General features: G+C 62.0%; 26 protein-coding genes. 21 read left to right on the forward strand and 5 right to left on the reverse strand.

The window, feature by feature from the left end:
* Positions 1–104 precede the first annotated feature (104 nt).
* Entirely contained in the window at positions 105–806 is a 702-nt protein-coding gene (locus DKY63_RS08200; RefSeq protein ID WP_343327509.1) for a tRNA (adenine(22)-N(1))-methyltransferase, read from the reverse strand.
* Positions 807–1,039: 233 nt separating this feature from the next.
* Here DKY63_RS08200 and DKY63_RS08205 point away from each other — a divergent pair, with 233 nt between their 5' ends.
* The 6 genes from DKY63_RS08205 to DKY63_RS08230 all read left to right on the forward strand — a co-directional run bounded on the left by DKY63_RS08205 (position 1,040) and on the right by DKY63_RS08230 (position 5,798).
* Complete coding sequence (locus DKY63_RS08205) at positions 1,040–2,641, forward strand: winged helix-turn-helix domain-containing protein (RefSeq protein WP_110963654.1); 1,602 nt, start codon at positions 1,040–1,042, stop codon at positions 2,639–2,641.
* 158 nt (positions 2,642–2,799) lie between these two features.
* Positions 2,800–3,090 carry a DUF7693 family protein gene (locus DKY63_RS08210; RefSeq protein WP_110963655.1) on the forward strand — a complete coding sequence of 97 codons (291 nt, stop codon included), beginning with the start codon at positions 2,800–2,802 and terminating at the stop codon, positions 3,088–3,090.
* A 107-nt stretch (positions 3,091–3,197) separates the two neighbouring features.
* A complete protein-coding gene (locus tag DKY63_RS08215) occupies positions 3,198–3,767 on the forward strand; it encodes a chorismate mutase (RefSeq protein WP_110963656.1) in 570 nt (189 codons plus the stop codon).
* 237 nt (positions 3,768–4,004) lie between these two features.
* The gene (locus DKY63_RS08220; protein ID WP_110963657.1) at positions 4,005–4,367 is read left to right on the forward strand and encodes a hypothetical protein; all 363 of its coding nucleotides are present in this window, start codon (positions 4,005–4,007) and stop codon (positions 4,365–4,367) included.
* A 243-nt stretch (positions 4,368–4,610) separates the two neighbouring features.
* Positions 4,611–5,342, forward strand: a complete 732-nt coding sequence (locus tag DKY63_RS08225; RefSeq protein ID WP_110963658.1) for an SGNH/GDSL hydrolase family protein — start codon at positions 4,611–4,613, stop codon at positions 5,340–5,342.
* Between the two features lie 27 nt (positions 5,343–5,369).
* Positions 5,370–5,798 (forward strand): nuclear transport factor 2 family protein, encoded by a 429-nt coding sequence (locus tag DKY63_RS08230; protein WP_110963659.1) that lies wholly within the window; start codon positions 5,370–5,372, stop codon positions 5,796–5,798.
* On the opposite strand, the gene DKY63_RS08235 is transcribed toward DKY63_RS08230, so the two are convergent.
* The gene (locus DKY63_RS08235; protein WP_110963660.1) at positions 5,774–6,748 is read right to left on the reverse strand and encodes a LysR family transcriptional regulator; all 975 of its coding nucleotides are present in this window, start codon (positions 6,746–6,748) and stop codon (positions 5,774–5,776) included. The two genes, DKY63_RS08230 and DKY63_RS08235, sit on opposite strands and share 25 nt — an antisense overlap.
* 52 nt (positions 6,749–6,800) lie before the next feature.
* The gene (locus DKY63_RS32150; protein WP_162634886.1) at positions 6,801–7,148 is read right to left on the reverse strand and encodes a hypothetical protein; all 348 of its coding nucleotides are present in this window, start codon (positions 7,146–7,148) and stop codon (positions 6,801–6,803) included.
* A gap of 1 nt (position 7,149) precedes the next feature.
* Here DKY63_RS32150 and DKY63_RS08240 point away from each other — a divergent pair, with 1 nt between their 5' ends.
* The 7 genes from DKY63_RS08240 (at position 7,150) to DKY63_RS08270 (ending at position 14,145) form a co-directional block, all read left to right on the forward strand.
* Positions 7,150–8,640, forward strand: a complete 1,491-nt coding sequence (locus DKY63_RS08240) for a PAS domain-containing sensor histidine kinase (RefSeq protein WP_110967881.1) — start codon at positions 7,150–7,152, stop codon at positions 8,638–8,640.
* Between the two features lie 146 nt (positions 8,641–8,786).
* Positions 8,787–9,440, forward strand: coding sequence for a response regulator transcription factor (locus DKY63_RS08245; RefSeq protein WP_110963661.1), 654 nt, complete (start codon positions 8,787–8,789; stop codon positions 9,438–9,440).
* A gap of 98 nt (positions 9,441–9,538) precedes the next feature.
* A complete protein-coding gene (locus DKY63_RS08250; protein WP_110967882.1) occupies positions 9,539–9,904 on the forward strand; it encodes a response regulator transcription factor in 366 nt (121 codons plus the stop codon).
* Positions 9,905–10,150: 246 nt separating this feature from the next.
* A complete protein-coding gene (locus tag DKY63_RS08255) occupies positions 10,151–11,353 on the forward strand; it encodes an NAD(P)/FAD-dependent oxidoreductase (RefSeq protein WP_110963662.1) in 1,203 nt (400 codons plus the stop codon).
* A 91-nt stretch (positions 11,354–11,444) separates the two neighbouring features.
* On the forward strand, positions 11,445–11,705 hold the full coding sequence (locus DKY63_RS08260; RefSeq protein WP_110963663.1) for a transmembrane sensor/regulator PpyR: 261 nt from the start codon (positions 11,445–11,447) through the stop codon (positions 11,703–11,705).
* A gap of 233 nt (positions 11,706–11,938) precedes the next feature.
* Complete coding sequence (locus DKY63_RS08265; protein ID WP_110963664.1) at positions 11,939–13,393, forward strand: ATP-binding protein; 1,455 nt, start codon at positions 11,939–11,941, stop codon at positions 13,391–13,393.
* A gap of 47 nt (positions 13,394–13,440) precedes the next feature.
* Positions 13,441–14,145, forward strand: coding sequence for an AraC family transcriptional regulator (locus DKY63_RS08270; protein ID WP_343327510.1), 705 nt, complete (start codon positions 13,441–13,443; stop codon positions 14,143–14,145).
* Positions 14,146–14,253: 108 nt separating this feature from the next.
* Here the strand turns inward: DKY63_RS08270 and DKY63_RS08275 are convergent, their stop codons facing one another.
* A complete protein-coding gene (locus DKY63_RS08275) occupies positions 14,254–15,690 on the reverse strand; it encodes a mechanosensitive ion channel family protein (RefSeq protein ID WP_110963665.1) in 1,437 nt (478 codons plus the stop codon).
* Positions 15,691–15,971: 281 nt separating this feature from the next.
* Between DKY63_RS08275 and DKY63_RS08280 the strand changes: the two genes are divergently transcribed.
* From DKY63_RS08280 to DKY63_RS08290, 3 genes are all read left to right on the forward strand, one after another.
* A complete protein-coding gene (locus DKY63_RS08280; RefSeq protein WP_110963666.1) occupies positions 15,972–16,502 on the forward strand; it encodes a hypothetical protein in 531 nt (176 codons plus the stop codon).
* A 145-nt stretch (positions 16,503–16,647) separates the two neighbouring features.
* Complete coding sequence (locus DKY63_RS08285) at positions 16,648–17,022, forward strand: response regulator transcription factor (RefSeq protein WP_110967884.1); 375 nt, start codon at positions 16,648–16,650, stop codon at positions 17,020–17,022.
* 94 nt (positions 17,023–17,116) lie between these two features.
* Positions 17,117–18,559 carry a catalase gene (locus tag DKY63_RS08290; protein WP_110963667.1) on the forward strand — a complete coding sequence of 481 codons (1,443 nt, stop codon included), beginning with the start codon at positions 17,117–17,119 and terminating at the stop codon, positions 18,557–18,559.
* Positions 18,560–18,698: 139 nt separating this feature from the next.
* Here DKY63_RS08290 and DKY63_RS08295 read toward each other — a convergent pair whose 3' ends face one another.
* Positions 18,699–20,927 (reverse strand): TonB-dependent hemoglobin/transferrin/lactoferrin family receptor, encoded by a 2,229-nt coding sequence (locus tag DKY63_RS08295; protein ID WP_110963668.1) that lies wholly within the window; start codon positions 20,925–20,927, stop codon positions 18,699–18,701.
* Between the two features lie 253 nt (positions 20,928–21,180).
* On the opposite strand from DKY63_RS08295, the gene DKY63_RS08300 reads away from it, so the two are divergent.
* Genes DKY63_RS08300 through DKY63_RS08320 form a run of 5 tightly spaced genes read left to right on the forward strand, consistent with a single transcriptional unit; the run spans position 21,181 to position 25,718 of the window.
* The gene (locus DKY63_RS08300) at positions 21,181–21,939 is read left to right on the forward strand and encodes an energy transducer TonB (protein WP_110963669.1); all 759 of its coding nucleotides are present in this window, start codon (positions 21,181–21,183) and stop codon (positions 21,937–21,939) included.
* Between the two features lie 16 nt (positions 21,940–21,955).
* A complete protein-coding gene (locus DKY63_RS08305) occupies positions 21,956–23,026 on the forward strand; it encodes a hemin-degrading factor (protein ID WP_110963670.1) in 1,071 nt (356 codons plus the stop codon).
* A 12-nt stretch (positions 23,027–23,038) separates the two neighbouring features.
* A complete protein-coding gene (locus DKY63_RS08310) occupies positions 23,039–23,917 on the forward strand; it encodes a heme/hemin ABC transporter substrate-binding protein (RefSeq protein WP_110963671.1) in 879 nt (292 codons plus the stop codon).
* Between the two features lie 50 nt (positions 23,918–23,967).
* Complete coding sequence (locus DKY63_RS08315) at positions 23,968–24,951, forward strand: FecCD family ABC transporter permease (protein ID WP_162634956.1); 984 nt, start codon at positions 23,968–23,970, stop codon at positions 24,949–24,951.
* Positions 24,951–25,718 (forward strand): heme ABC transporter ATP-binding protein, encoded by a 768-nt coding sequence (locus tag DKY63_RS08320; RefSeq protein ID WP_110963673.1) that lies wholly within the window; start codon positions 24,951–24,953, stop codon positions 25,716–25,718. The genes DKY63_RS08315 and DKY63_RS08320 overlap by 1 nt, the downstream gene beginning before the upstream one ends.
* The last annotated feature ends 48 nt before the right edge of the window (positions 25,719–25,766 follow it).

Below are 25,766 nucleotides of genomic sequence, written 5' to 3' on the forward strand. Positions count from 1 at the left end.
GAGCGAGCCTGCTCGCGATGGACGTTAACGATAACGTTGACTGTCTGGCACCCCGAGGTGCTCCTGATTCCATCGCGAGCAGGCTCGCTCCTACGGGGGTTGGGTTATGGGGTGGTCAGCAGTTCGTTGATCCAGCGGATCTGACGGGCGATGTCCTGCACGGTGGCTTCAGGCACCGCTTGTTGCGCCTTGGCGAAGTGGCTCAGGGTCTTCTGTTTCTGGCGCAGCCTGCGCTGCCACTTGTCGAGGAAGGCCGGGCTGCGGGCCTGCAGTTGCAGTGGCCCGAAGTACAGTTCTTCGGCGGTGTAAGTCACCGGTTCCGCGCGTTCGGCAACGATGATTTCGTAGTCGAAACGGTTTTCCCGCAGCACTTCTTCAAAGAGGATGCGATAGCCATTGTCCATCAGCCATTGGCGCAACGGCTGCTCGCCGCCGTTGGGTTGCAGGATCAACCGCTCCCGGCCGTTCAGGCGCGCCTTGCCGCTTTCGAGGATGTCGCGGATCGTCTCGCCTCCCATTCCGCACAAGCTGATCGCCGTGATGCCGTCGGTTGACTCGATGGCATCCAGACCGTTGGCCAGGCGCACGGTGATCTGCCGTTCCAGGTCGTTTTCGCGCACGGTACGCGCGGCGGCGTGGAACGGCGTCAAGGCCACTTCCCCCGCCACCGCCGCCGTGATCACGCCACGGTGCATCAGCGCCACTGGCAGGTAACCGTGGTCGGAGCCGATATCGGCCAGCCGCGCGCCCACTGGCACCTGCGCCGCCACACGCTCCAGGCGCATGGACAATGTCTGTTCGTTCAACCGCAACCCCTTTCCACCGCGAATGTCCGGCACTACAGGCCGGATCGGGGAGCGATTTTGTCGGGCAATGGCGGGTATTTCAAATTTATGCGACCGGGGTCATGGGATGTGGGTGCGCGTCATCGTTCAACGCCAGCGGTGGGCTACGACGCTTGCCTGCCGTATCATCGACATCACGCGCTGTCGCCAGCGCGCACGTGGAATCGAGGGCATCCGGACGGGGGATTCTCACTTTGCCATTCGCGTTTGAAGATTTCGTACTCGATCAGGATCGCCGGGAGCTGACCCAGCGTGGGCAGGTCGTGACCGTCGGGCCGCAGGTCTTTGATCTGTTGTTGCTGCTGGTCAGCCACCACGAGCGGGTGATCAGCAAGGATGACCTGCTCAAGGCGGTGTGGGCCGGGCGCATCGTCTCGGAATCGACCATCACCAGCCACATTAATGCGGTGCGCAAGGCCATCGGCGACACCGGCGAGGAACAGCGCCTGGTGCGCACGGTGGCGCGCAAGGGCTACCGCTTCGTTGCCGAGTTGAAGGACAGCGACACGGGGCCTTTGACCGAGGAACGGGACATCGGCCAGCCCGCGCCGCTCGCTTCCCCAGAGCCTTCTGCAGAACCTTCACCCACACCAAGCCTGCCGGACAAACCGTCCATCATGGTCCTGCCCTTCCACAACCTCAGCGGCGATCCGGAACAGGAGTATTTCGCCGACGGCATGGTGGAGGACATCACCGCTGCCCTCGCGCGCATCCGCTGGCTGTTTGTCATCGCGCGCAATTCCAGCTTCACCTACAAGGGCCGTTCGGTGGACGTCATGGGCGTCGGCCAGGCGCTCGGCGTGCGCTATGTGCTGGAGGGCAGCGTGCGCAAAAGCGGGAACAAGGTGCGCATCACCGGGCAACTGATCGATGCCCGGAGCGGGACGCACATTTGGGCGGAACGCTTTGAAGGGCTGCTCGATGACATTTTCGAACTGCAGGACCAGATCGCCGAAAGCGTGGTGGGCGCCATCGCGCCGCAACTGGAGCGGGCGGAAATCGAACGCGCCAAGCATAAACCGACCGAGAGCCTGGGCGCCTACGACTATTACCTGCGTGGCATGGCCAAGCTTCACAGCGGCACCCGAGAGGCGCTGGATCTGGCACTGCCGCTGTTCTACAAAGCCATCGAGCTGGACCCGGAGTTTGCCTCGGCCTACGGCATGGCTGCCTGGTGCCATTTCTGGCGCAAGTTGAATGGCTGGCTGACCGACCGCGACCGGGAAATTGCCGAAGGCGTGCGGCTGGCGCGGCTGGCGGTGGAGCTGGGGCGGGATGACGCCGTGGCGTTGACTCGCGCAGGGCATGCGCTGGCCCATCTGGCCGGTGATGTCGATGGCGGCATCGCACTGCTCGACCGCGCGCGCCTGCTCAACCCCAACCTGGCCCCGGCCTGGTTCCTCGGCGGTATTCTGCGCACGCTGCGGGGGGATTGCGAATCGGCCATCAAGGATCTGACCCATGCCGCGCGCCTGAGTCCCCTGGACCCGGAGATGTACAGAATGCAGGTGGGCATGGCCCTCTCGCATTTTTTTGCCGGGCGCTACGACTGCGCTGCGGAATGGGCGGAAAAGGCCTTGAGAAATCTCCCGACCCTGCTGCCTGTCGCGGCACTGTTGCCCGCCTGTCATGCCCTCAGTGGCGATATGGGCAAGGCTGCACAGGCGATGCAGCGTTTGCGGGAGCTGGATCCTGGTTTGCGCATCGCCCGGCTCAAGGACTGGCTGCCGATTCAGCGGCCGGAGGATCTTGCACGGTTTTCCGAAGGGCTGCGACTGGCCGGGTTGCCTGAGTGAGGGCGGCCCGGCCGTATCGATTGTAGGAGCGAGCCTGCTCGCGATGGACGTCAACGATTACGCTGGCTGTCTGAATGCCCGCGTTGTCCGGGTCTCCATCGCGAGCAGGCTCGCTCCTACAGGGGTATTCTGTGCAGCCCCAGCCAACGGAGATGCCCGTGCCGACCCTGACTGCTCGCGAGGTGTACCAGCAATTGCGCGACACCGCCCTGGAACTGCGTCCGCTCACACGTCTGGATCAACACCCCGAACCCGGCCCGATTCAGGTCGATATCGAGGGCTGGCGAATGACGCTCGATGTCGACGGCACCCACTTGCGTCACTGCCTGCATGGCCAGAGCCCGGACGGTCGGGTATTCGATGGCGGGCAACGCTTCGGCACCGATCCGGTGAGTCTGCTCAGCACCTGGGAGCTGGCACAACTCGAGCGCTTGCTCGCGGTTGACTGACTCGCCGGTTCACTTGTGTATCAGCAATGACACTCTTGAACTATCGTTCATCAGGCCCGGCTGTGTTACATAAGGCCTGAGTGCTCCCGTGTCCAAGAGGTTTGCTTATGTTTCACTGCCTACGCCTGCCGCAACTGCTGACCTGCGCCCTGTCCTGCCTGCTCGCCGGAGTCACCCACGCCGCGGCGCCCTCCCCGGCACCGGAAACCTTGCAACCGCTGCTGGCCACCATCAACGAGCGCCTGAACATCGCCGATGAAGTCGCGCTGACCAAGTGGGACAGTGGCAAGCCGATCCAGGACACGGCCCGCGAAACGCTGGTGATCACCAACGCCAGGAAACAGGCCGCCGAGCACAAGCTCAATCCCGATGAAGCCGCTGATCTGGTCGCCGCCCAGATCGAAGCCAACAAGCTGGTGCAATACGGCTTGATCGCGCAATGGCAAGCTGCGCACCGGGCACCCGATGTGCCACGGCCGGACCTGAACAAGCTGCGGCCGAAACTGGACCAATTGCAGGCGCTGATGTTGCGCCAATACGCTGCCTTCCAACCCTACCGCGTCGACCCGCAATGCCCGGTCTGGCTGGCCGAACAACGCTCCGACCTGATCAAGGACGCCTTGCATGGCCAGGCCCTGATCCGCGCTACCGGGGAGTTGTGCGTGACCGATCAATAACCCGCCCTGCCCCTGTAGGAGCGAGCCTGCTCGCGATGGTCGTCAACGATTACGCTGGCTACCTGATTCCCCACGGCGCCCTCGCGTCCATCGCGAGCAGGCTCGCTCCTACAGGGGGTCATCGCATCCACCATTGACTGCATCAATAGTCACCATTAACTCAATGAAGTTCTCTTAAAAACTGTCCGGCGTAACATCTGCTCCATACCAACCAATAACACCCCGGAGCACACGATCATGAAACGCCAGACCCTCCTCAGCATCGCTTTCTCGGTTTTCGCAGTTAACGCTTTCGCCGCTACCTCTGCTCAACCTGTAGTCGCTGAAGGCGGCTCGGATCGTCTGATCGAAAGCCGTGTGGCTGAAGGTGGCTCTGACCGCCTGATTGAAAATCGCGTCGCTGCCGATGGCTCTGACCGCCTGCAAGGCAACACCGTCGCTGCCGATGGCTCCGACCGCCTGCAAGGCAACACCGTCGCTGCCGATGGCTCCGACCGTCTGCAAGGCAACACCGTCGCCGCAGATGGCTCTGACCGCCTGCAAGGCAACACCGTCGCCGCTGATGGCTCCGATCGCCTGCAAGGCAACACCGTCGCCTGAACCCTTCGCATTACCGCAACAAGCGCAAAAAGCCCGGCCTGATCAGCCGGGCTTTTTCGTATCTGTCGAATGACACATCCCCTGTAGGAGCGAGCCTGCTCGCGATGGTGGCAAGAGCAACGCGGGGTACCAGACAGTGCGCGTTATCGTTGACGTCCATCGCGAGCAGGCTCGCTCCCACAGTGATGGACGCCTGGCAGGTGTTTGAGCGAGTCTAAGGCTCTTTTTTCCGGTTCCCTGTGTATGAGCAAAACCGAAACCCTGGCCAAAATCCTGCTCGGCCCCCTGCTGCTCATGCAGGGCGCCTACACCCGTCGGGTCACGCCGAAATTGCCGGAAGCCGAGGGCGAACGCGAAGGTGTGGCGGGTGCTGGCGATGTCTTGCGCTTGCTGATCCTCGGCGACAGCGCGGCGGCGGGTGTCGGCGCACAGTCCCAAAGCGAAGCGTTGAGCGGCCAGTTGGTCAGCCGCCTGGCCAGGACTCACCGGGTGTGCTGGGCACTGCGGGCGCAGTCGGGGCTGGACTCCCAGGGTTTGCTCGAACACCTGCAACAGCAAGCGTCGCAACCCTTCGATGTGGTGCTGCTGTCCATCGGCGTCAACGACGTCATCAGCCAGCTGACGGCCGATCAGTGGATCGCCCGGCAACGCCAGTTGATCGAAGTGCTGACCGACAGGTTCGCAGCCCGGCTGATCGTCTTCTCCCCGCTTCCCCCCATGCACCTGTTTCCAGCCCTGCCGCAGCCGCTGCGCTGGTATCTGGGCTATCGCGCCGCACGGTTCAACACGCATCTCGCATTACTGGCCAATCGCACGGATCGCTGTAGGATGCTCACCACCCATCTGGCGCCCGTGGCGGGCTCGATGGCGCGGGACGGTTTTCATCCGGGCCCGGCGATCTACAGCGTCTGGGCCGACGACGCCGCGCAGGTGATCGCAAGGCATCTGGCCGACACCGCATCAAGCAAGGTTTGAACAACAACAAAAAAACAGGAGTTGACCATGTCTGAACTGCAACTGCACCCCAAGGCCGCCGAGTCCCTGAGCCTGTGGCACGCGATGATCCGCACCGGCGATCTCAAGGCCCTGCCCAGCCTGCTGGACCCGCAAGCGGTGTTTCGCTCCCCGATGGCGCACACCCCGTATCCGGGCGCGCCGGTGGTGTCGATGATCCTCAACACGGTGTCCAAGGTGTTCGAAGACTTTGCCTACCACCGTGAACTGGCGACCGCCGACGGCTTGAATGTCATCCTCGAATTCAGCGCCAAAGTCGGTGATAAACAGCTCAAGGGCATCGACATGATCCGCTTCAATGAGCAGGGCAAAATCATCGATTTCGAAGTGATGGTCCGGCCCATGAGCGGCCTGCAGGCCCTGGGCGAGGAAATGGGCAAGCGCCTGGGCGCTTACCTGGCCGCCAGCAAGGCCTGATCGTTGTGCAGCGCCGGTCGGGATTTGGGCACCACCTGCAACTCGACCGGCTCACACAGAAACGCATTGCAACGCGAGCGCAACCAGCGCTCACCCGGATCGTTGTGCGTCGCCGCGCGCCACACCATCGAAAGCTCCTGCGCCGGCAATGACAGCGGTGCCGGTTCAGCCCGCAATCCTCCCGTCAAGGCCATCGCCTTGGCCACGTAATCCGGCACGATCGCCAGCAAATCGCTTTGCGCCAGCAACACCGGCAGTGCGCTGAACTGCGGCACGGTCAGCACCACCTTGCGCTGCAGGCCCAACAGATTCAGCGCTTGATCCGTGTCATCGCTCGCGCTGCCCATGGACGACACCACCGCATGGGGGCGTCGGCAGAATTCATCCAGCCCCACTGCGCCGGATCGTCCATCGGCCCGCAGCAACATCGGCCGAATCGGCCGCAAGGCTTTGCGGCGTGCATTGGCCGGCAAGTCATGGGTGTGACTGATGCCCATGGAAATGTCGCCGTTGACCAGCCTTTGCGACATCTGCTGCTGATCAACCCGCCGCACGATCAGGCGGATGTTCGGCGCGTCGAGCCGCAGTTGACGCAACAGCCGGGGCAGCAGCGCGTATTCGACATCGTCGGAAAGCCCTATGTGAAACGTCGCCTCGCTGGTGCGCGGATCGAACGCCTGGCAGCGACTCAACGCGGCGGCGATGCCGTCCAGCGCCGGCGACAGGTTGGCGAAGATTTCCTCGGCCCGCAGCGTCGGCTCCATGGCCCGTCCGCAACGAATGAACAACGGGTCATCGAACAGCACCCGCAACCGGCCCAACGCACCGCTGATGGTGGGCTGGCCCAGGAAGAGTTTCTCGCCGACGCGGCTGACGTTTCGCTCATGCATCATCGTCTCGAAAACCACCAGCAGGTTGATGTCGGCACGACGCAGGTCATTTCTGTTCATGGGATTCGCTACCCGGCACGCGGCCATTGAGTTCGGGAGGTACAGGCACAGGTTATGGCGATGCGCTTGAAACGTCTGTCGTACATGGGGTCAGCGCGATAATGCGATGGGTGCGCACGCTAATACTCGCGTATAGCCCGGGTGCGGCGGCCGCCAAGGCAAAATCGGCAAAAAAACCCAATGCAATAAATGGGTTATGTCCAGCGACGTGGCAGATATTTCGGGTTTTTTGTCCTAACCGAATGAGAACCGTTGCTCCTAGCATAGCGATGCGATTTACCGCCCAGCCCGAAGAAAAAGACGAGGCGCGCATGATCGATTCGAAAACGGAAAAACCTGCGCACGCACGCCGCGCGCGTTCCTTTTTGACGCCTTCCTTCTTGAAAGTGAGCTTGCGCAAGATGCTGTTCAACTCAGGCCAAAGGACGACCCGCCCCAGGACAGCCATCAGCCTCAAACCCTTCGAGAACCTGCTGGCCTGGCTGATGGGACTGATCGTGGCCTGCGGGATCATCATCAATACCGAAACCCGCGCCGACTTCCCCACCGCCACCCTGTGCATCGCGGTGATGCTGATGGCGATCAACCTGTTTTCGATCAGCGTGGTGATCCTGGTCGCGCTGATGGGCGTGCTGACGCAGACGACGGCGTTCCTCTACCAAGGCGGATTCGAAAGTTGGGACAGGACAGCGGACTTCTTGCGCGACCTGAGCCTGCTGGCGGTGGTCGCCCTGCTGGCCCTGCGCTGCAAAAAGACCAGTGATGGATTGCAGCACCGGGTGATTTACTTTTCCGGCTCCCAGCAGTTGAGCCAGACCGGCTGCATGGGCTTTCGCAGCGGTCGCGAGCAGCTCTCCTGGTCGGACCAGTCGGCACGGATCTACGAATACCCGGTGGGCGTCACGCCGACACTGTCGATGCTCCTGGCGCGAACCCACCCGGCGGATGTACCGCTGGTGCAGGCGGCTTTCGACAAGGCGAAGCGCCGCGAGCCACTGATCGAGGTCAAGCATCGACTGTTGATGCCCGATGGACGCATCAAGCATGTGCACATGACCGCCACCCCGCTCAACAGCCACCTGGGCTATATCGACTACCTTGGCGCGCTGTGCGATGTGACCGCCAGCAAGCTCGCCGAAGAAGCCTTGTGCCGGGCCCAGACCCAACTGGCCCATGTATCGCGCGTCACCTCACTGGGAGAGCTGGCGGCGTCCATTGCCCATGAAGTCAATCAGCCGCTGGCCGCCATCACGAGCAGCGGCGAGGCTTGCCGCAATTGGCTGAGCCGTGCGCAGCCCGATCTGGTGGAGGCGCGCCAGTCACTGGAGCGAATCCTCCTCAGCTCCCATCGCGCCAGCGAAATCACCCGTCGCGTCAGGGCGCTGTCACGCAAATCCGATCCGCTGCGCCAGAACGAATCGCTCAACGACATCGTCAACGAGACCCTGAGCCTGGTCCGCTACGAGCTGGCTCACCACAAGATCAACCCGACAATCGAGTTGAGCGCATTCGCCAGCCAGGTCAGCGCCGATCGTGTGCAACTGCAGCAAGTGATCATCAACCTGATCATCAATGCCTGCCAGGCCATGGACGCGATCAGCCCGGATGAGCGCGCCTTGAGCATCCGCACCTGGGTCAAGGACAACGAGGTGGTGCTGGAAGTCGCCGATCAAGGCCCGGGCATCTCCGCCGAGGTGCTGCCGCATTTGTTCATGCCGTTTTTCACCACCAAGGAAAACGGCCTGGGCATGGGTCTGTCCATTTGCCGCTCGATCATCGACTTCCATGAAGGACGGATCTGGGCCAGCAGCGTCCCCGGCCGGGGCAGCTCGTTTCTGTTCGCCCTGCCGATACGGGTCGCCAACGATTCGGGCTTTGCAGCAGCCATCTAATACCTTGGTATGAAGCAGCCATACCAAGGCGTTGTACCAGTACCTGCAGGTATGAATGCCTCAAGCCACGCATGCCCTTAATGTAGCGTCCTACGCAAGGACCACAGCGCAGGGCGGTTGCACGTCCAACTCCTTGGGAACAAGCAATGAACGAACAACACCCCATCAACAAAATCACACCGGGTGAATCCATGGTTTTCGTCGTGGACGACGATGCACCCCTGCGTGAGTCCCTCGGCAGCCTGTTGCGCTCCATCGGCCTGCGGGTGGAACTGTTCGGCTCGGTCGCCGATTTCATGAAGTACCCTCGTACCGATACGGTCAGTTGCCTGGTCCTGGATGTGCGATTGCAAGGCAGCAGCGGCCTGGACTTTCAAAACGAGCTGGCCGTCGCCGGCATCAACGTGCCCATCGTGTTCATCACCGGCCACGGCGACATCGCCATGACCGTGCGGGCGATGAAAGCCGGGGCCGTGGACTTCCTGACCAAACCCTTTCGCGAGCAGGATTTGATCGATGCGGTGTGCGCCGCCCACAGCCGAGACAAGCAACGTCGCGAATCCGAGCGCCACGCCGATGAGTTGCGTGGTCGCCACCAGACACTCACCGCGCGGGAGCAAACCGTCATGGCCCTGGCCGCCTCGGGCCTGATGAACAAGCAGATCGCCGGCGAAATCGGCCTGAGCGAAATCACCGTGAAAATCCATCGCGGCCAGGCCATGCGCAAGATGGGCGCACGTTCATTTGCCGACCTGGTGCGCATGGCCGAAGTCATCGCGGCCCAGCCCACTGTCCGGTGACTATACCGACGTATACTGTGCGCCCTTTCAGGACAGCGTATCTTGCAGTGATGGCGGAGCGCCTCCAGGTGTTCTTCGCTACCAGGCAGGACACAACTATGCGCAATGAAGCGATCATCTCCGTCGTCGATAACGATGAATCCGTAAGAATGGCGCTGGACAGTTTACTGCGCTCCAGCGGATATACCGTGCGCACCTATTCGGGTGCCCACGAGTTCCTCTTTTCCGATGGACCAACAACGACACTCCTGTTGATCTCGGATATTCAAATGCCGGATATGGATGGCATCCAGATGTATGAAGAGCTGGCGAACAAAGGCCTTCATATTCCTGTCATTTTCATCAGCGGAAACCCGGATTCACAGCGCCCACCCAGCGCCAATGCCAAAACACCCTTGGCTTTTTTTCCCAAACCGTTTTCCACTGAAAAGTTACTCGCCTGCATTGAAACAGCCCTCGATTGATATAAGTAAGCCCTTTAATTACCCGCCACTAACACCTTGGTATAACCCGCTAATACCTACTCATACTCCAGATGACCCTATGTAGAAGTGTCATAGGCCAATCCCTCAAATAACATCTAGTCCAGATTGAAGCCCACCCCTGACTGTCCGGCGTTGTTAAACAACAGTGCATTGATAAGCCATCGAGGTCGAGCTTTTATCGCATCACTTATTTCACGCCCTCGATCGTTATTCAGGAGCTAAACAATGAAACAGCAGATTTTGATTATTGGTGCAGGTTTCGGTGGTCTCTGGAGCGCATTGAGCGCTGCCCGGCTGCTCGACCAGCACGATCGGAACGATGTCGAAATCACCGTTCTGGCTCCCCAGGCCGAGCTGCGCATTCGCCCGCGTTTTTACGAGCCGAACGTTCACAACATGAAGGCACCGCTGAACGATCTGTTCGACGCCGTGGGCATTAAATTCGTCCAGGGTTCGGCCGAAACCATCGACGAGAAAAACAAGCAGGTCGGCTATGTCAAAGCCTCCGGCGACCAGGGTCAGCTGAGCTACGACCGCCTGGTACTGGCTGCCGGCAGCCACCTGATGCGCCCACCGGTCGCGGGCATGCTTGAGCACGCTTTCGACGTCGATACCATCGAATCGGCCGCGCAGCTGGAAACTCACATCAAGGCATTGAAAGACCAGCCGGCCAGTACCGCACGCAACACCGTGGTCGTTGCCGGCGGTGGTTTCACCGGTATCGAAACCGCCACCGAAATGCCGGCGCGCCTACGTGCCGTGCTCGGTGATAACGCCGACATCCGTGTGATCGTGGTCGACCGCGCCCCGCAGATCGCCGCGACCATGGGCGACGGCATTCGCCCATCAATCGTCGAAGCGTCGGAGCACCTGGGCATCGAGTGGATCGTGGACGCCACCGTTGCCTCGGTGGATGCCGGTGGCGTCACCCTCGCCGATGGCCAGCGCATCGAATCCAGCACCGTGATCTGGACCGTCGGTTTCCGCGCCAGCCCCCTGACCGAACAAGTGGAAGGCGCCCGTGACCATCAGGGTCGCCTGCATGTCGACCAGAACCTGAAAGTGCGCGGTCACGCCAATATCTACGCCAGCGGCGACACCGCCTACGCCGCCACCGACAACCTGGGCAACTTCGCGGCGATGTCCTGTCAGCACGCGATTGCATTGGGTCGCTATGCCGGCAACAACGTGGTCGCCGATCTGCTGGGCGTGGAACCGATGGCCTACAGCCAACCCAAGTACGTGACCTGCCTGGACCTCGGCGCCTGGGGCGCGGTGTTCACCGAAGGCTGGGATCGCCAGCTCAAGCTGGTCAAGCAAGAGGCCAAGGACCTCAAGACCCAGATCAACACTGTGTGGATCTATCCGCCGGCAGCCGATCGCGCCGCTGCGCTGGCCGCGGCCGACCCGTTGATTCCGGTGGCCTGATCCGGCCGCACGGGGTGGTCCGGATCACACCAGGGCAACCCCGTCCGCCGCTCGGCCAAGGCACCTCCAGATGCTTGGAAAGGAGATCGACATGCTTGATTTTTTTGAACATCCCTTTCGGGTAATGAAGTTATCCAACGCCCTGCTGATCGGCGGGCTGATCGCGCTCGTGGTCGGCGCCACGCTGGCCTACGGCCTGGACCAGTACCTGTCGCTGCCTGGCTTGATCACGGCCCACGCCATGACGATTCTGGGCCCGACCGCGATCAAGCTGGGCTATGTCATGCGTTTGCAATCCTTCAATCGTCTGCGAAGAGATGCAGCCGCTCATCTGCATGACTTCGCCCGGTGATTGAACAGAACCTGAGTTGAACACCCGATCCCGAACAGCCCACTCCTTGCTGGTCCGGGACATTTCCCAAGCGCCCGCCACTGGTTTTTCTGGCGGGCGTTTTTTCTTGAGCGTCAACCCTCCACACAGATCGAGACTGCTGAACACCAGAAGAAAAAACCTCATGAAGAGTTTGCCCGGCATCACAAGTGCCGCGCGAGTTGCCGTTAGATAGCAAAAGCCCGGAAGAACAAATGTCTATCATCAAACGCCGCAAGCAACTTTTTTTATCGGATGCCATGGCCTGGTCAGCCGCCATAGCGGTTGGCGGCATGATCTTCATCATCAATTCAATGCTCAACGCCGATGTGGCGCCGACGCTGCTCTACATCACTCTGGTGTTCATGTCGGCGAATATCTTTTCGGTGCCGATCTTCATCGCCGTCGCGGCCAGTTGCATGGCGCTGCTGACGTTCAGTTTCATCATCGATGCCGGCTATCGTGACGACAAGCTGATCGCCGGTTTCGTACGCTGCCTGATTGCGCTGACCACCATCACCCTACTGGCCTTGCGCAGCAAACAATCGTCCGAAAGCCTGCGGCGCAAGGAAGCCTTTTTCCTGGGCGCACAAAAGCTCAGTCACACCGGCAGCATCGGTTTCATCATCGACAAGGATGAGTCGGTCTTCTGGTCGGCCGAGTCGGCACGCATCTTCGAGTATCCACTGGACCTGACGCCGACCGTCACGCTCATCAAGGAGCGAACTCACCCCGATGACTTGAGCGTTGTCGACAGTGTTCTCGAGCGTGCCGTACGCCAGGAGCATCACATTGAAGCGGAACATCGTCTGCTCATGCCCGACGGGCGCATCAAACACATACACATGATCGCCAACCCGTTGTTCAACCATGACGGGCGTATCGAGTATGTCGGCGCCGTGATGGATGTCACCGCGGCCCGGCAGGCCGAAGAGGCCCTGTTTCATTCCCAGGCCAAGCTGGCCCATGTCACACGCGTCACGTCCATGGGCGAACTGGCCGCCTCCATTGCCCACGAAATCAATCAGCCGCTGGCGGCAGTGATCGCCAGCGGTGAATCCTGCAGACGCTGGATCGACCGCTCCGAGCCGAACCTGGATGAGGCGCGCCGCTCACTGGACCGGATCATCCAGAATTCCTGCCGGGCCTCGGAAGTCATCGCCTGCATCCGCGCGCTGTCGCGCCAGAGCGATGTGCAGCGCAAGACGGAAGTATTCGACGATATCGTCAGCGACTCGCTGAGCCTGATGCAGCATGAAATCTCCAGCCATCAGGTTCGTCTGTCAGTGCAATCCCAGGCCAAGGGTGCTTGCGTGAACGGTGACCGGGTGCAACTGCAGCAAGTGATCATCAACCTGATCATCAATGCCTGCCAAGCGATGGCCGACATCCAGGACCGACCACGCACCTTGCGTATCGGTACCTCGGTGCACGGCGACGAAGCCGTGCTGGAAGTCGCCGACTGTGGCAGCGGCATTGCGCAAGACATCCTTGCCACCCTGTTCGATCCGTTTTTCACCACCAAACAGAATGGCCTGGGCATGGGGTTGGCGATCTGCCGTTCCATCATCGAATTCCATGGCGGGCGCATTTGGGTCGCCAGCACCGTGGGGGTCGGCACGCAGTTTCTGTTCGCGATCCCGTTGACTGCCCTGCAAGACGATGAGTAACCGCCAGCCCACTTGAATCCGCCAATCGCAAAGATGGAGACCCTGCCGTGACAACCCGCGAAGTGAGCCGCAATCCCCAATCCGCCCCTGTTGATCAAGCGCAACCACGCACCATCGTGTTCGTCGCCTACCCGGGCATGGGTCTTCTGGACCATACCTGCACCCAGACAGTTTTTTATGCGGCGAATCTTTACCTGACCGAGCGCGGCTTGCCCGGCTACACCCTTTACACCGCCAGCATGGACGGTAAGCCGGCTCCCACCGCCGAAGGCCTGGTGGTGCAAACCCGACGCCTGAGCGAATTGGCACAGGATTCGATCGACACCGTGATCGTCCCTGGCTCGCCGCAAATCCGCCAGGCCATGGCCGACAACGTCGCGCTGTTGGAATGGTTACGCGTCACCGCAACCCACGCCCGGCGCATGGCAAGCGTGTGCAGCGGCACCTTTCTGCTGGCCCAGGCCGGCCTGCTCGATGGCCTTCGCGTGGCGACCCACTGGTTGATGGCCGACATGTTCGAGCGCCTGTTCCCGCAGATCAAACTCGACCGTGAGGCGATTTTCGTGCAACAGGGCTCGATGTGGTCCTCCGCCGGCATCAGCGCCGGGATCGACCTGGCCCTGGCCTTGGTCGAAGCCGATTGCGGGCGTGAAATGGCGATGCAGGTGGCCCGGCGCATGGTGGTGCACTACCGGCGTCCGGACAATCAGGACCAGTGGAGCCCGCTGTTGCGCTCGCAATACCCATCCTGAGCCATACGCCCCCTGTAGGAGCGAGCATGCTCGCGATGCACGACAGGACAGCACGGGGTGTCAGGCTGCCCGCGTTATCGTTGACGACCATCGCGAGCAGGCTCGCTCCTACAATCGGCGTTGTAGCAACCACTGAAACAACCCGCCGCGCTTGATCTCCACCGGCTTTTGCATCACCAGGGTTTCGCGGATTTCCTGGCGCTGGTCCTGCAAATGGCTCAGGGCGCTTTTCAGATCGCCGAGGTGTTCCAGCTGGTTGCCGAACACGTTTTTTTCGATGCGGAACAACCGCCCGCTGGTGATGCTGCGAAACTCTCCCCGCGACGGCTTATCGGCCAGAATCCCCTCCTCGCCCAGCACCTCACCCGGCCCCATGCGCCCCGCTTCCACCAGCTTTTCATCATCGTGAACCGACACCGACACCACCCCGGTGCTGATGATCATCAGGCACTCCGCCACTTCCCCGAAGGCCAGGATGACTTCGTCGGCCTGGTAGTCCACCGGCCTCATTTCACCGGCCAGACGGTCGCGTTCATCGCCACTCAATGAACGGAAGATCCGCACATCTTCCAGCAACTGGCGCTGGCGATTCCAGCGCTGCTCCTCCGCGCCGTTACCCCAGCTGACACCGGCCGCTTCGAGGTGGCGATGGGCGAGGTCGAACATCAAGTTGCACACTTCATTCTTTTGCCTGGCAGACGCGATAAACCCCTTGAGCTCGTACTCGGTGTAGTCCAGGTGCGAACTCTTGACCGAGACCTTGGCCGAGCGGGTTTGCAGCAGCGCCCGGGTGCCGCGCAAGGTTTTTTCCAGGGCATCGATCGCCCGGCGCGGACGCACGCTGCTGGGCACGGCAATGGTCACGCTGATGCCGTTCACATCCTCCGGGCGACTGAAATTGATGATCCGCGCTTTCGCCGCCACCGAGTTGGGCACCACCGCGATGCCGCCCATGTCGGTCATCAGGTGGGTGGTGCGCCAATCGATCTCCACCACCGTGCCGGAGGTGCCATCGATGGAGATCCGGTCATTGAGCTGATAAGGCTTGGTGGTGTTGAGCACGATCCCGGAAAACACATCGCTCAAGGTGCTTTGCAGCGCCAGGCCGACAATGATCGCCATCGCTCCGGAGGTCGCCAGCAAGCCCTTTACCGGCAACTGCAACACATACGCCGCCGCGGCCACGATGGCGATCAGGAAAATCACCGCGCCCATCAAGTCGTAGAGCAAGCGCGCGCTGTGCCCGGCGCGGGACATCAGGCCATAGCCGAGGATGATGGTCAGGGTCCGGGCCGAAAACAGCCACCAGCCGATCCCCAGCACCGTGCCCATCAGGTTGAGGATGGCATCGTCCGGCCACAGCGGTGGTTGCAGGGGGCTGATCCCGGCTGCGCTCATGACCGCGCTGAACGCCACGAAAATACCGATGCGCAAGCACAGGCGCAGGTTGTGTTGCGCGGGGCCGATCGCCTGCCAGAGTGCCAGATCGACAAGGATCAGGATGACGCCGCAGATCAACGGGTGGGCCTGCAGGAAGTTGAACATGAATGGTTTCTCCACTGCACTTCATGCAGATGCCCAATGCAGATGCTTGATGCAGAGACAGGCCTGCCTGGCACTGTAAGGCGCCCGTTTGCACAGGGCACTTCTACCTCAGTGCTAGCCACTCATACCCCGGTATGACGAGCCTTACCCCATGTGCTAGGCCAACGTACCGAGGTAGGAGTGTTATGGCGCACGCAGAGAATTACGCTAGGCACCTGAAATGAAAAACTCTGGAATGAATCAACTCATCGCGCCGGCGCGCCGACCTGGGGACGGTTTTCATGAACGCATTGAACAGGCTGTACATCGTCAGTCATCCGTTACGCATCAGCCGTTATGGTGCGCACACCTCCCTGTCGACCGCCGAGCGCATCGAGATCATCGAGGCGCTGACCGAGACCCTGGGTACCGCGCTGACGTTGCTCGCGCAACTCAAACGCAGCCAGCAAAAACTGCACAACGTGAGCTTCTTGCCAGTGCAGCAACTGTTCCATCGCCTGGTGCGGGCCAATGCCGGTTATGTCGACTTCCTGACCACGGCCATCACCGACCTGGGTGGTCATGCCGAGAACGAGGCGCTCTCTCAACTCAATGACATCCCCGAGCCAGGTTGTTTTGCCGAATGCCTCACAGGCATCTCCAGGGGCACGCGTCGACTGCACGCCGTCGATGCCCTGCTACGCGATTACTGCGAATGCGCCATTGCCCACAAGGACAGCGCCAGTCGACGTTTCTTTGAGGAATGCACCCGGCAAAACGCGAGTTTTCTCTCGCTTATCGAATATCACCTGATCCACGAACAACTGTTGTAGGTGCTTATGCACTTTCACTCCGTCGTCATTAACTTAAAAAACAACCAAACATACCCAAGTATACTTTTCCGCTTTTTCTGAGCGCGTATCTTGCAAGTATGGCGGGCGCCACTTAGCGCCACTCGCAATGACGCAAGGTCTTTACATGTTTAACGCACCTATTATTTCAGTTGTTGATGATGACGAACTCATTCTTATCTCACTGGACAGTTTATTGCGCTCTTACGGCTACACCGTAAAAACCTACAACAGTGCCTATGCCTTTCTTCAATCCACTGGCCCCGAACAGACCGACTGCCTGATTTCGGATATCCAGATGCCCGGCATGGGCGGTGTGGAGATGTACGAGCGACTGGCCTTGAGAAACACCCACATCCCGACGCTGTTCATTACCGGGAAGTCAGGTTTGCCGCCCAAACTGAGTGCCAAGGTAAGACCTTTAGAGGGTTATTTCGCCAAGCCTTTCGACACACGGGAACTGCTGACCTGTATTGAAGCGATTCTCAAACGGCGACGTTGAACGCGCTGCGAATAATTTGTTGTTTATCCAACTTTCCAGTTCCGCCAACTCAATCTTTCCCACAACTAAAACCTCAACCTGGAACAACCGTGCCATGGCAAAAGATAAATTGACTTCAATCAACGGCGCACCGGTCGTCGACAACTTCAATATCCAGACCGCCGGTCCCCGTGGCCCTGCCTTACTGCAAGATGTGTGGCTGCTGGAAAAACTCGCGCACTTCGACCGCGAAGTGATTCCCGAGCGCCGCATGCACGCCAAGGGTTCCGGCGCCTATGGCACCTTCACCGTGACCCATGACGTGACGCGCTACACCAAGGCCCGTCTGTTCTCGCAGGTGGGCAAGCAGACGCCGATCTTCACCCGTTTCTCCACCGTGGCCGGCGAGCGCGGCGCGGCCGATGCCGAGCGCGATATCCGCGGCTTTGCCCTGAAGTTCTACACCGAACAAGGCAACTGGGATCTGGTGGGCAACAACACACCGGTTTTCTTCTTTCGCGATCCCTTGCGTTTCCCGGACCTCAACCACGCGGTCAAGCGAGACCCGCGCACCGGCATGCGCAGCGCGCAAAGCAACTGGGATTTCTGGACGTCGCTGCCCGAGGCCCTGCACCAGGTGACCATCGTCATGAGCGAGCGCGGCATTCCCCGCAGCTATCGGCACATGCATGGCTTTGGCAGCCATACCTTCAGCCTGATCAACGCCAATAACGAGCGGCACTGGGTCAAGTTTACCTTCAAGTCGCAACAGGGCATCGAGAACCTGAGCGATGAGCAGTCACAGGAACTCATCGGCCGCGACCGGGAAAGCCACCAGCGGGACCTGTTCGACAGCATCGAAGCCGGCAACTTTCCGCGCTGGACCTTCTACATCCAGGTCATGACCGAGGAACAGGCCCACGATCACCAGGTCAATCCGTTCGACCTGACCAAGGTCTGGTCTCATCACGACTACCCGTTGATCGAAGTGGGTTACTTAGAACTTAATCGCAACCCGCAGAACGTGTTTGCCGAAGTCGAGCAGGCGGCGTTTTCCCCTTCGAACGTGGTGCCCGGCATCGGCTTCTCGCCGGACCGGATGCTGCAGGCGCGGCTGTTTTCCTACGGTGATGCCGCGCGCTATCGCCTGGGGGTCAACCATCACCAGATCCCGGTGAATGCCCCGCGCTGCCCGATGCACAGTTTTCACCGTGACGGCGCCATGCGCGTGGACGGCAACTACGGTGGGCAACTGGCGTACGTGCCCAACAGCGAGGGTGACTGGGCCGATCAGCCGGACTTCCGTGAACCGCCGCTGAAAATAGCCGGTGCTGCCGGGCATTGGGACCATCGCGTGGACGAAGATCACTTCGAACAACCGGGCCAACTGTTCCGCCTGATGACAGACGTGCAGAAACAGGCCCTGTTCGAAAACACCGCACGCTCGCTCAGCGGGGTTTCCCAGGAGGTGCAGCAGCGGCACATTGTTCATTGCACCATGGCCGATCCGTTCTACGGTGCGGGCGTTTCCAAAGCGTTGGTTGACCTGCAGCGGTAAACACAAATCCCCTGTAGGAGCGAGCCTGCTCGCGATGGCGTCAGGTCAGTCAGCATCATTGGCTCTGACCCACCGCCATCGCGAGCAGGCTCGCTCCTACAGGGGCAGGTGTCGCGGCCAGCGTTACGCTGGCCCCCGATCAGATCTCCCAGATCAGGTTCACCGCCGTGTAGCGACCCGGCTGGGTCAGTCGGCCCAAGCCGGCGGCGTTTTCGTCGCGGCCCTGCACGTCACCCCAGTTCCAGTACTTCTTGTCGGTCAGGTTGAACAGCCCGGCGTTGATCGACACCTGCTCGGTCAACTGCCACCAGGCATTGAGGTCGACAACACCGTAACCCGGGGTTTCGAACTGGCGGTTGATCAACAGGTCGGCATCACCGGTGTGGTCGACGCGATCCTTGGCCTGTACCACGGTCCAGGTCAACTGGCCGCCGTACACGCCACTCGGTGCGTCATAACCCAGGCCCAACACCGCTTTCAGCGGATCGACGCTGTTGAGTGCCTGACCGGTTTCCTCATCCTTGCCACGGGCGTAGGCGATCGAGCCCAGGGCACGCGTGCCGGCTGGCATGAAGGCATCAAGCTTGATATCGCCCTTGGCTTCGGCGCCGCGAATGGTGACCTTGCCGATGTTGCGTGGCTGGAAGGTCAGCAGCCCGGTGCCGTTCGGATCCGGCACGGTGTCGGTGTCGATGAAGTCCTTGTACTTGTTGTAGAACAACGCGATGCCGAAGCTGCCCAGGTCGTAGCGACCGCGCAGGCCGAACTCGTAGCTGTCACTGGTCTCGGGCTTGAGGTCAGGGTTGCCGATCTGCTGGTAGCCGAATTGCGGGTTGCTGAACTCGCCGAACATGTTGATCGGGCTTGGCGCACGGAAGCCGGCGGCGTACTGGCCGTACACGCTTTCGTGTTCGGTCAGTTGGTAGGTCACGCCCAGTTTCGGGGAGATGTGATCGTCGGTGATGCGCGACGGATCGGTCTCCGATGGCAGGCCGTTGAGGTACTCATTGGTGACATGCGGGGTCTGGCGGTAGTAGTCGTAACGCACGCCCGGCAGCAGGGTCCAGCGGCCGATTTCGATGTTGTCCTGCACGAACAGGCCCAGGGAATCGCTGGTCGGATCCGGGAAATCGCTGACCGGGAAATTCTCGGTGGCCGGCACGGTGGCACCGGTGTCCAGACGCACTTCCTTGCCCGTACGCAGGTTGCTGGCATCGATGCGCTTGACCTCGGCACCGTAGATCAGATGGTGCTGGGTATCGGCGATGGCGAATTCCTTGTCGAGCTGGGTGTTCAGGCTCCACAGGCGCTCGTCGTATTGCGATTCGCGGGTCCTCACGCGGTTGACCCGGGCGGTGGTCTGGCGCTGCTGGAGGGTGTTCTGGTTGTTGCTGCTTTCCTGGTAGTTCAACTGCCATTGCAGCTTGTCGGCCAGCAGGCTGTCCAGGCTCAGGGTGTGCGCCAGGCTGTAGCGGGTGCGGTCGATGCTGTCTTCGGCCTTCGAACCGAGAATGGCCGGGCTGGTCAGGGTGGCGCGAGTCACCACATCGCTGAGCAGGTTGCTGTCGGCGTCATCCTGGTAGTTTTCGTAAGTGAACTGCAAACGGTCGCCTTCGGCGTAGTCCCAGCCCAGCTTGGCCAGCAGGTTTTTCTGGGTGTAGTCCAGCGGGTTGGCTTCCTCGCGGGAAGGGCCGACGCCGCCGGTGCCGCCGAACGTGTCGGTGGACTGGCCGTCGCGACGCCCCAGGTGCAACAGGCCGTCGACCGTACCCTGGCGGGCGGCGAAGGTGGCGCTGCGCTGCCAGCTGTCATCGCTGCCGTCGTAACCGGTCTTGAACCGGGCGTAGCTGTCGTTGCCCTCTTCCAGGTAATCACCGGCATCCTTGGTCAGGTAGCTGACCGCACCGCCGATGGCGTCGCTGCCGTACAGCGAAGACGCCGGGCCGCGGATGATTTCCACCTGCTTGATGGTGTCGAGGTCGACGTAGTTGCTGCGCACGTCCTGGAACGGGCTGAAGAAATTGCTCTGCGGCATGCGCACGCCATCGACCTGGGTCAGGACGCGGTTGCCGTTGATGCCACGGATGGTCGCGCCGGTGTTACCGAAGCGGCTGCCGGTGCCTTCCACCGAAACGCCCGGCTCATAGCGCACCAGGTCCTTGAGGTCCTTGTCGTTGTGCTGGTCGATTTCCCGCTCGGTGTGTACCGACACCGTGCTCGGCACTTGCAGCAGGGTCTGCTCGGTACGGGTCGCGGTGACGCTGACGGTATCGAACTGGGTCACGGGCTCGGAAGCCAGGGCCAACGATGGCGAGAGCAACAGCAAGGACAGCCATGGACGCTTGGCAAATGGCGGGCGAATCGACATCTAACTGACTCCTGATGGTCGGGCAGGCACCACAGCGCAGGTCGCAGGTCACAGGTCGTTGACGGGACCGTTCAATGGCTGGGGCAGTCCCTCATGTAGTTGATTTTATTAGGTGTTCAGCGCTTGAGACCGTTCTGGGTCGGTCTGAAAACAAGTGCTTGCTTGGCAGCGGGGGGCGAAGATAAACGAGCTTGACTTGTAAATGCAAATTATTATCATGCGCGTTCTTTTTTAATAATAAGTACGACCGTGCATGAAGCACTTTTGGGGATATCTGCTGCTGTCCATTGCGCTGCACCTGAGCGTGGGTTGGCTTTTGCGTGAGCTTCACGCAGAGCCCGCACCCCTGGCCTGGCAGCCGCCGATGGCGATTCAACTGGTCAACCTTGAGTCGGTGGCGCAGCCCGTAGCGCCCTCCGCTGTGCGGACTGAACCGGTACGACAGCCCATCACGCTGCCGACGGCCCATGTGCCGGCGAAGGCAGATCCCTTCCCCATCAAGCCTCTGCCGGTCAGCAACCAGCCCGCTATCGTCAAGGCGGCACCGCCCGCGAAACCGCAACCCCAGACTCCGCCGCGCGCTGAATCGCGTCCGGTCCAACCTGCAAGCGCGCCGGCTTCAACCGCGCAAAATGCGACCCCGCCGGCCCCCACCGCCGCACCGGCAAAAACACCCGTCACCCTGCCCACGGCCATGATCAACTCGGCGCCACCGCCAACGCCCGTGGTCAGCCTGCGCCCCAGTTTCGTCACCCCGCCACCGGCACCGCGTTATCCGAACACGGCGCGCCGGCGCAATCAGCAAGGCATCGTGCGGGTCGAGGTCCACCTGGATGAACGTGGTCAGCAGCAAAAGCTGGTGCTGACCCGTTCCTCGGGTGTGGAAAGCCTCGATCAAGCCGCGCTGGAAGCCGTTGCCCAGTGGCGTTTCCGTCCCGAAATCGTCGACGGCCGGGCCGTGCCCAGCCGCGTTGAAATACCCATAGAATTCGCCCTCACGGCGAACCGATGACCCTGAAGGAGTTCACATGACCGCTCAATCCACCGCCCTGTCCACTGCCCCGGCGCTGTACCAGGACTGGCAACAGCTGCGCGCCGAACAATCGGGCCTGCGCGCCCGGGATGCCGCCGCCAAGCTGGGTGTCAGCGAGGCCGAACTGACCGCCAGCCGCCTGGGTACCGATGCCGTGCGCCTGCGTCCCGAGTGGGCCGCGCTGCTGCCGGCCCTCGGCGAGCTGGGCTACATCATGGCGCTGACCCGCAACGAACATTGCGTCCACGAGCGCAAGGGCGTGTACGCCGAAGTGACGGTGATGGGCAGCGGCCAGATGGGCATGGTGCTGTCGCCGGACATCGATCTGCGCCTGTTCCTCAGCGGCTGGGCCAGCGTGTTCGCCATCGACGAAACCACCGCCCGTGGCCCGCAGCGCAGCATCCAGGTGTTCGACCGCCAGGGCGTGGCCGTGCATAAAGTCTTCCTCACCGCCACCAGCGAAGAAGCCGCCTGGGCGCCGCTGGTCGAGCGTTTCCGCGCCGAAGAACAAAGCGCCGAACTGGACCTGCAACCGCTGCCACAAGCCAAGGCCCCGCGCGCCGATGCCGACGTGGACGTTGCCGCCCTGCGCAGCGAATGGTCGCAGCTCAAGGACACCCACGACTTCTTCGCCCTGCTCAAGCGCAACGACGTGGCGCGCACCCAGGCCCTGCGCCTGGCCGGCCACGAGTGGGCAGAACCTCTGGCCACGGTCGAGCTGACCAACGTCATCGAAGCCGCCGGCAAGGGCGAAGTGCCGATCATGGTGTTCGTCGGCAACAAGCACTGCATCCAGATCCACTCAGGTCCCGTGAGCAACCTGCGCTGGATGGACACCTGGTTCAACGTGCTCGACCCGCATTTCAACCTGCACCTCAAGACCACCGGCGTGACCGAGCTGTGGCGTGTGCGCAAGCCGAGCGTCGATGGCATCATCACCAGCTACGAAGGTTTCGATGCCGACGGCGAACTGGTCATCCAGCTGTTCGGCGTGCGCAAGCCGGGCATCCCGGAGCGTGACGACTGGCGCGCCCTGGCCGAAACCGCCACCGTCCTGATCGACTAAGGAAGTCTTGCGATGCGTATCAAATCACTGCTGGCCTCGGCCTGCGTGCTCCTCAGTCAGATGGCCGTGGCCGATGACCTGCCCCAACGCTGGGTCAGCGCCGGCGGCGCGTTCAGCGAATGGGTCGTTGCCCTGGGCGGCGAAAGCAAACTGGTGGGTGTCGACAGCACCAGCCAGTACCCGCGTTCGCTGCACAGCCTGCCGGGCATCGGCTACCAGCGCGCGCTGGCCGCCGAAGGCATCCTGGCGCTCAAGCCGGACATTCTGGTGGGCAGCGCCGAGATGGGCCCGCCGCCGGTACTCGCGCAACTCAAGGCGGCCGGGGTGCGCATCGAAATGCTCTCGGCCACGCCCGATGTGCCCTCGCTGCAACACAACCTGAGCGAACTCGGGCAACTGCTGGGCAAGCCGACCGAGGCACAGGCGTTGATGGCCGGTTATCAGCAGCGTCTGGAAAATCAGGCGGCGTGGGTCAAGCAGGCGCAGCAGCAAAGCCCCGCGCCTCGGGTGCTGATGCTGCTCAGCCATTCCGGCGGCAACCTGCAGGCCGCCGGCAAGGACACCCTGGCGGCCTGGATGATCGCTCAGGCCGGCGGGCAAAACCTTACCGAGCACAACGGCTATAAGCCGGTGTCCAACGAGGCGATGCTGGCCCTGGCCCCACAGGTGATCATCTTCGCCGGTGGCCGTCTCGAAGGGGATGCCGCCCGCGCTGCCCTGCTGGAGCAGAATCCGATCCTCGCGCAGACCCGGGCCGGGCGTGAAGGCCGGGTGCTGGTGATCGACCCGACGTTGCTGGTGGGCGGTCTCGGCCCGCGCATTCCCGATGCGCTGGGGACCCTGTCGAAGGCGTTCTACCCGTCGGCGCAAATAGTCGGGATCAATCCATGACGGCCATCGTCCGGCCACGGCCGATGCTGATTACCCTGGGGCTGTTACTGCTGCTGGTGTTCTGGCTGTCATTGGCCCTGGGGCCTGTCAGCCTGCCATTGGGTGATACCTTGCTGGCCGGTTTGCGCCTGTTCGGGCTGCCGGTGGCCGGTGGCGACACGCAACAGGCCGAGCTGATCCTCGGCCAGATCCGCCTGCCGCGCAGTCTGCTCGGCATCGCGGTCGGTTCGGTGCTCGCACTGTCCGGCGTGGCCATGCAGGGGCTGTTTCGCAACCCGCTGGCCGATCCGGGACTGGTTGGCGTGTCCGGTGGCGCTGCGCTGGGCGCGGCGATCGCCATCGTCGGCGGCAGCCTGTTCGGTGGTTTGCCGCCGGCCATCGAACCCTACCTGCTGTCGCTGTGCGCCTTTGCCGGTGGCCTGATCGTCACGGCGGTGGTGTATCGCTTCGGTCGCAGCAATGGCCAGACCAACGTCGCCACCATGCTGTTGGCGGGCGTGGCGATGACCGCCATGGCCGGTGCCGGTGTCGGTCTGTTCACCTACCTGGCCGATGACGCCACCCTGCGCACCCTGACCTTCTGGAACCTGGGCAGCCTCAATGGCGCCAGTTACCCGCGCCTGTGGCCCTTGCTGATCGTGGCGGTGGGCGTGGCGTTGTGGTTGCCCCGTCGCGCGGCGGCGCTCAATGCGATGCTGTTGGGTGAGTCGGAAGCGCGGCACCTGGGCTTCAACGTCGAGCGGATCAAGCTTGAACTGGTGCTGTGCACGGCGCTGGGTGTGGGTGCCGCCGTGGCGGCGGCGGGCCTGATCGGTTTCATCGGGCTGGTGGTGCCACATCTGATGCGATTGCTGGTGGGCCCGGATCATCGGGTGTTGCTGCCGGCGTCCCTGCTGGCCGGCGCCAGCCTGCTGTTGCTGGCCGATCTGGTCGCCCGCCTGCTGCTGGCGCCCGCCGAGTTGCCGATCGGCATCGTCACCGCGCTGATTGGCGCACCCTTCTTCCTCTATCTGCTGGTACGGGGGCGCACCTGATGCTGCGAGCCAACAACTTGCTGGTCCGGCGCGGCACGCGCACGGTGCTGGCGGACATCGATATCCAGCTGCATGCAGGGCAAGTCCTCGGGGTGCTAGGGCCTAACGGCGCCGGCAAAAGTACCCTGCTCGCTGCCTTGTGCGATGAGCTGCCGGCCAGCGCAGGCACGGTCAGCCTCGACGACCGCGCGCTCGCCGACTGGCCGGGTCAGGAGCGAGCCAAGCGCCTGGCGGTGCTGCCCCAGAGCTCCAGTTTGAACTTCGCTTTTTCAGTCAATGAAGTGGTGGGCATGGGGCGCCTGCCCTACGCCACAGGCCGGGTTCGCGACGCCGAAATCGTCGCCGAAGCCTTGCGTGCCGCCGACGCCCTGCACCTGGCCGGGCGCAGCTATCTGGCGCTGTCCGGTGGCGAGCGTCAGCGCGTGCACCTGGCTCGTGTGCTCGCGCAGTTGTGGCCGGGGGCCGAAGGCCAGATCCTTCTGCTCGATGAACCGACCTCGATGCTCGACCCCTTGCACCAGCACACCATCCTGCAAGCGGTGCGCGATTTCGCCGGGCGTGGCGCGGCGGTCATGGTGATCCTTCACGACCTCAACCTCGCCGCCCGTTACTGCGATCAATTGCTCCTGTTGCAGGACGGTCGCCCCCACGCCTACGGCCCGCCGGATGAAGTGCTGACCGCCCAGGCGCTGGAAGCGGTGTACGGGTTGCAGGTGCTGATTCACCGGCACCCGGAACGTGGCCACCCGTTGATTATCGCGCGCTGATACTTGCCCCCTTCTATCGTTACAAGCGAGGGGGCCATCTTCGAATAA

Origin of the sequence: Pseudomonas putida (assembly GCF_003228315.1) — a bacterium.
GTDB classification, from domain to species: domain Bacteria; phylum Pseudomonadota; class Gammaproteobacteria; order Pseudomonadales; family Pseudomonadaceae; genus Aquipseudomonas; species Aquipseudomonas putida_S.

Coding starts and splice junctions, on each gene's coding strand:
- DKY63_RS08230 (WP_110963659.1), top strand. CDS start 5,370: ATGTCTGAACTGCAACTGCACCCCAAGGCCGCCGAGTCCCTGAGCCTG.
- DKY63_RS08250 (WP_110967882.1), top strand. CDS start 9,539: ATGCGCAATGAAGCGATCATCTCCGTCGTCGATAACGATGAATCCGTA.
- DKY63_RS08260 (WP_110963663.1), top strand. CDS start 11,445: ATGCTTGATTTTTTTGAACATCCCTTTCGGGTAATGAAGTTATCCAAC.
- DKY63_RS08320 (WP_110963673.1), top strand. CDS start 24,951: ATGCTGCGAGCCAACAACTTGCTGGTCCGGCGCGGCACGCGCACGGTG.
- DKY63_RS08275 (WP_110963665.1), bottom strand. CDS start 15,690: ATGTTCAACTTCCTGCAGGCCCACCCGTTGATCTGCGGCGTCATCCTG.
- DKY63_RS08280 (WP_110963666.1), top strand. CDS start 15,972: ATGAACGCATTGAACAGGCTGTACATCGTCAGTCATCCGTTACGCATC.
- DKY63_RS08285 (WP_110967884.1), top strand. CDS start 16,648: ATGTTTAACGCACCTATTATTTCAGTTGTTGATGATGACGAACTCATT.
- DKY63_RS08295 (WP_110963668.1), bottom strand. CDS start 20,927: ATGTCGATTCGCCCGCCATTTGCCAAGCGTCCATGGCTGTCCTTGCTG.
- DKY63_RS08290 (WP_110963667.1), top strand. CDS start 17,117: ATGGCAAAAGATAAATTGACTTCAATCAACGGCGCACCGGTCGTCGAC.
- DKY63_RS08215 (WP_110963656.1), top strand. CDS start 3,198: ATGTTTCACTGCCTACGCCTGCCGCAACTGCTGACCTGCGCCCTGTCC.
- DKY63_RS08220 (WP_110963657.1), top strand. CDS start 4,005: ATGAAACGCCAGACCCTCCTCAGCATCGCTTTCTCGGTTTTCGCAGTT.
- DKY63_RS08245 (WP_110963661.1), top strand. CDS start 8,787: ATGAACGAACAACACCCCATCAACAAAATCACACCGGGTGAATCCATG.
- DKY63_RS08305 (WP_110963670.1), top strand. CDS start 21,956: ATGACCGCTCAATCCACCGCCCTGTCCACTGCCCCGGCGCTGTACCAG.
- DKY63_RS08255 (WP_110963662.1), top strand. CDS start 10,151: ATGAAACAGCAGATTTTGATTATTGGTGCAGGTTTCGGTGGTCTCTGG.
- DKY63_RS08265 (WP_110963664.1), top strand. CDS start 11,939: ATGTCTATCATCAAACGCCGCAAGCAACTTTTTTTATCGGATGCCATG.
- DKY63_RS08300 (WP_110963669.1), top strand. CDS start 21,181: ATGAAGCACTTTTGGGGATATCTGCTGCTGTCCATTGCGCTGCACCTG.
- DKY63_RS08240 (WP_110967881.1), top strand. CDS start 7,150: ATGCTGTTCAACTCAGGCCAAAGGACGACCCGCCCCAGGACAGCCATC.
- DKY63_RS08225 (WP_110963658.1), top strand. CDS start 4,611: ATGAGCAAAACCGAAACCCTGGCCAAAATCCTGCTCGGCCCCCTGCTG.
- DKY63_RS08235 (WP_110963660.1), bottom strand. CDS start 6,748: ATGAACAGAAATGACCTGCGTCGTGCCGACATCAACCTGCTGGTGGTT.
- DKY63_RS08310 (WP_110963671.1), top strand. CDS start 23,039: ATGCGTATCAAATCACTGCTGGCCTCGGCCTGCGTGCTCCTCAGTCAG.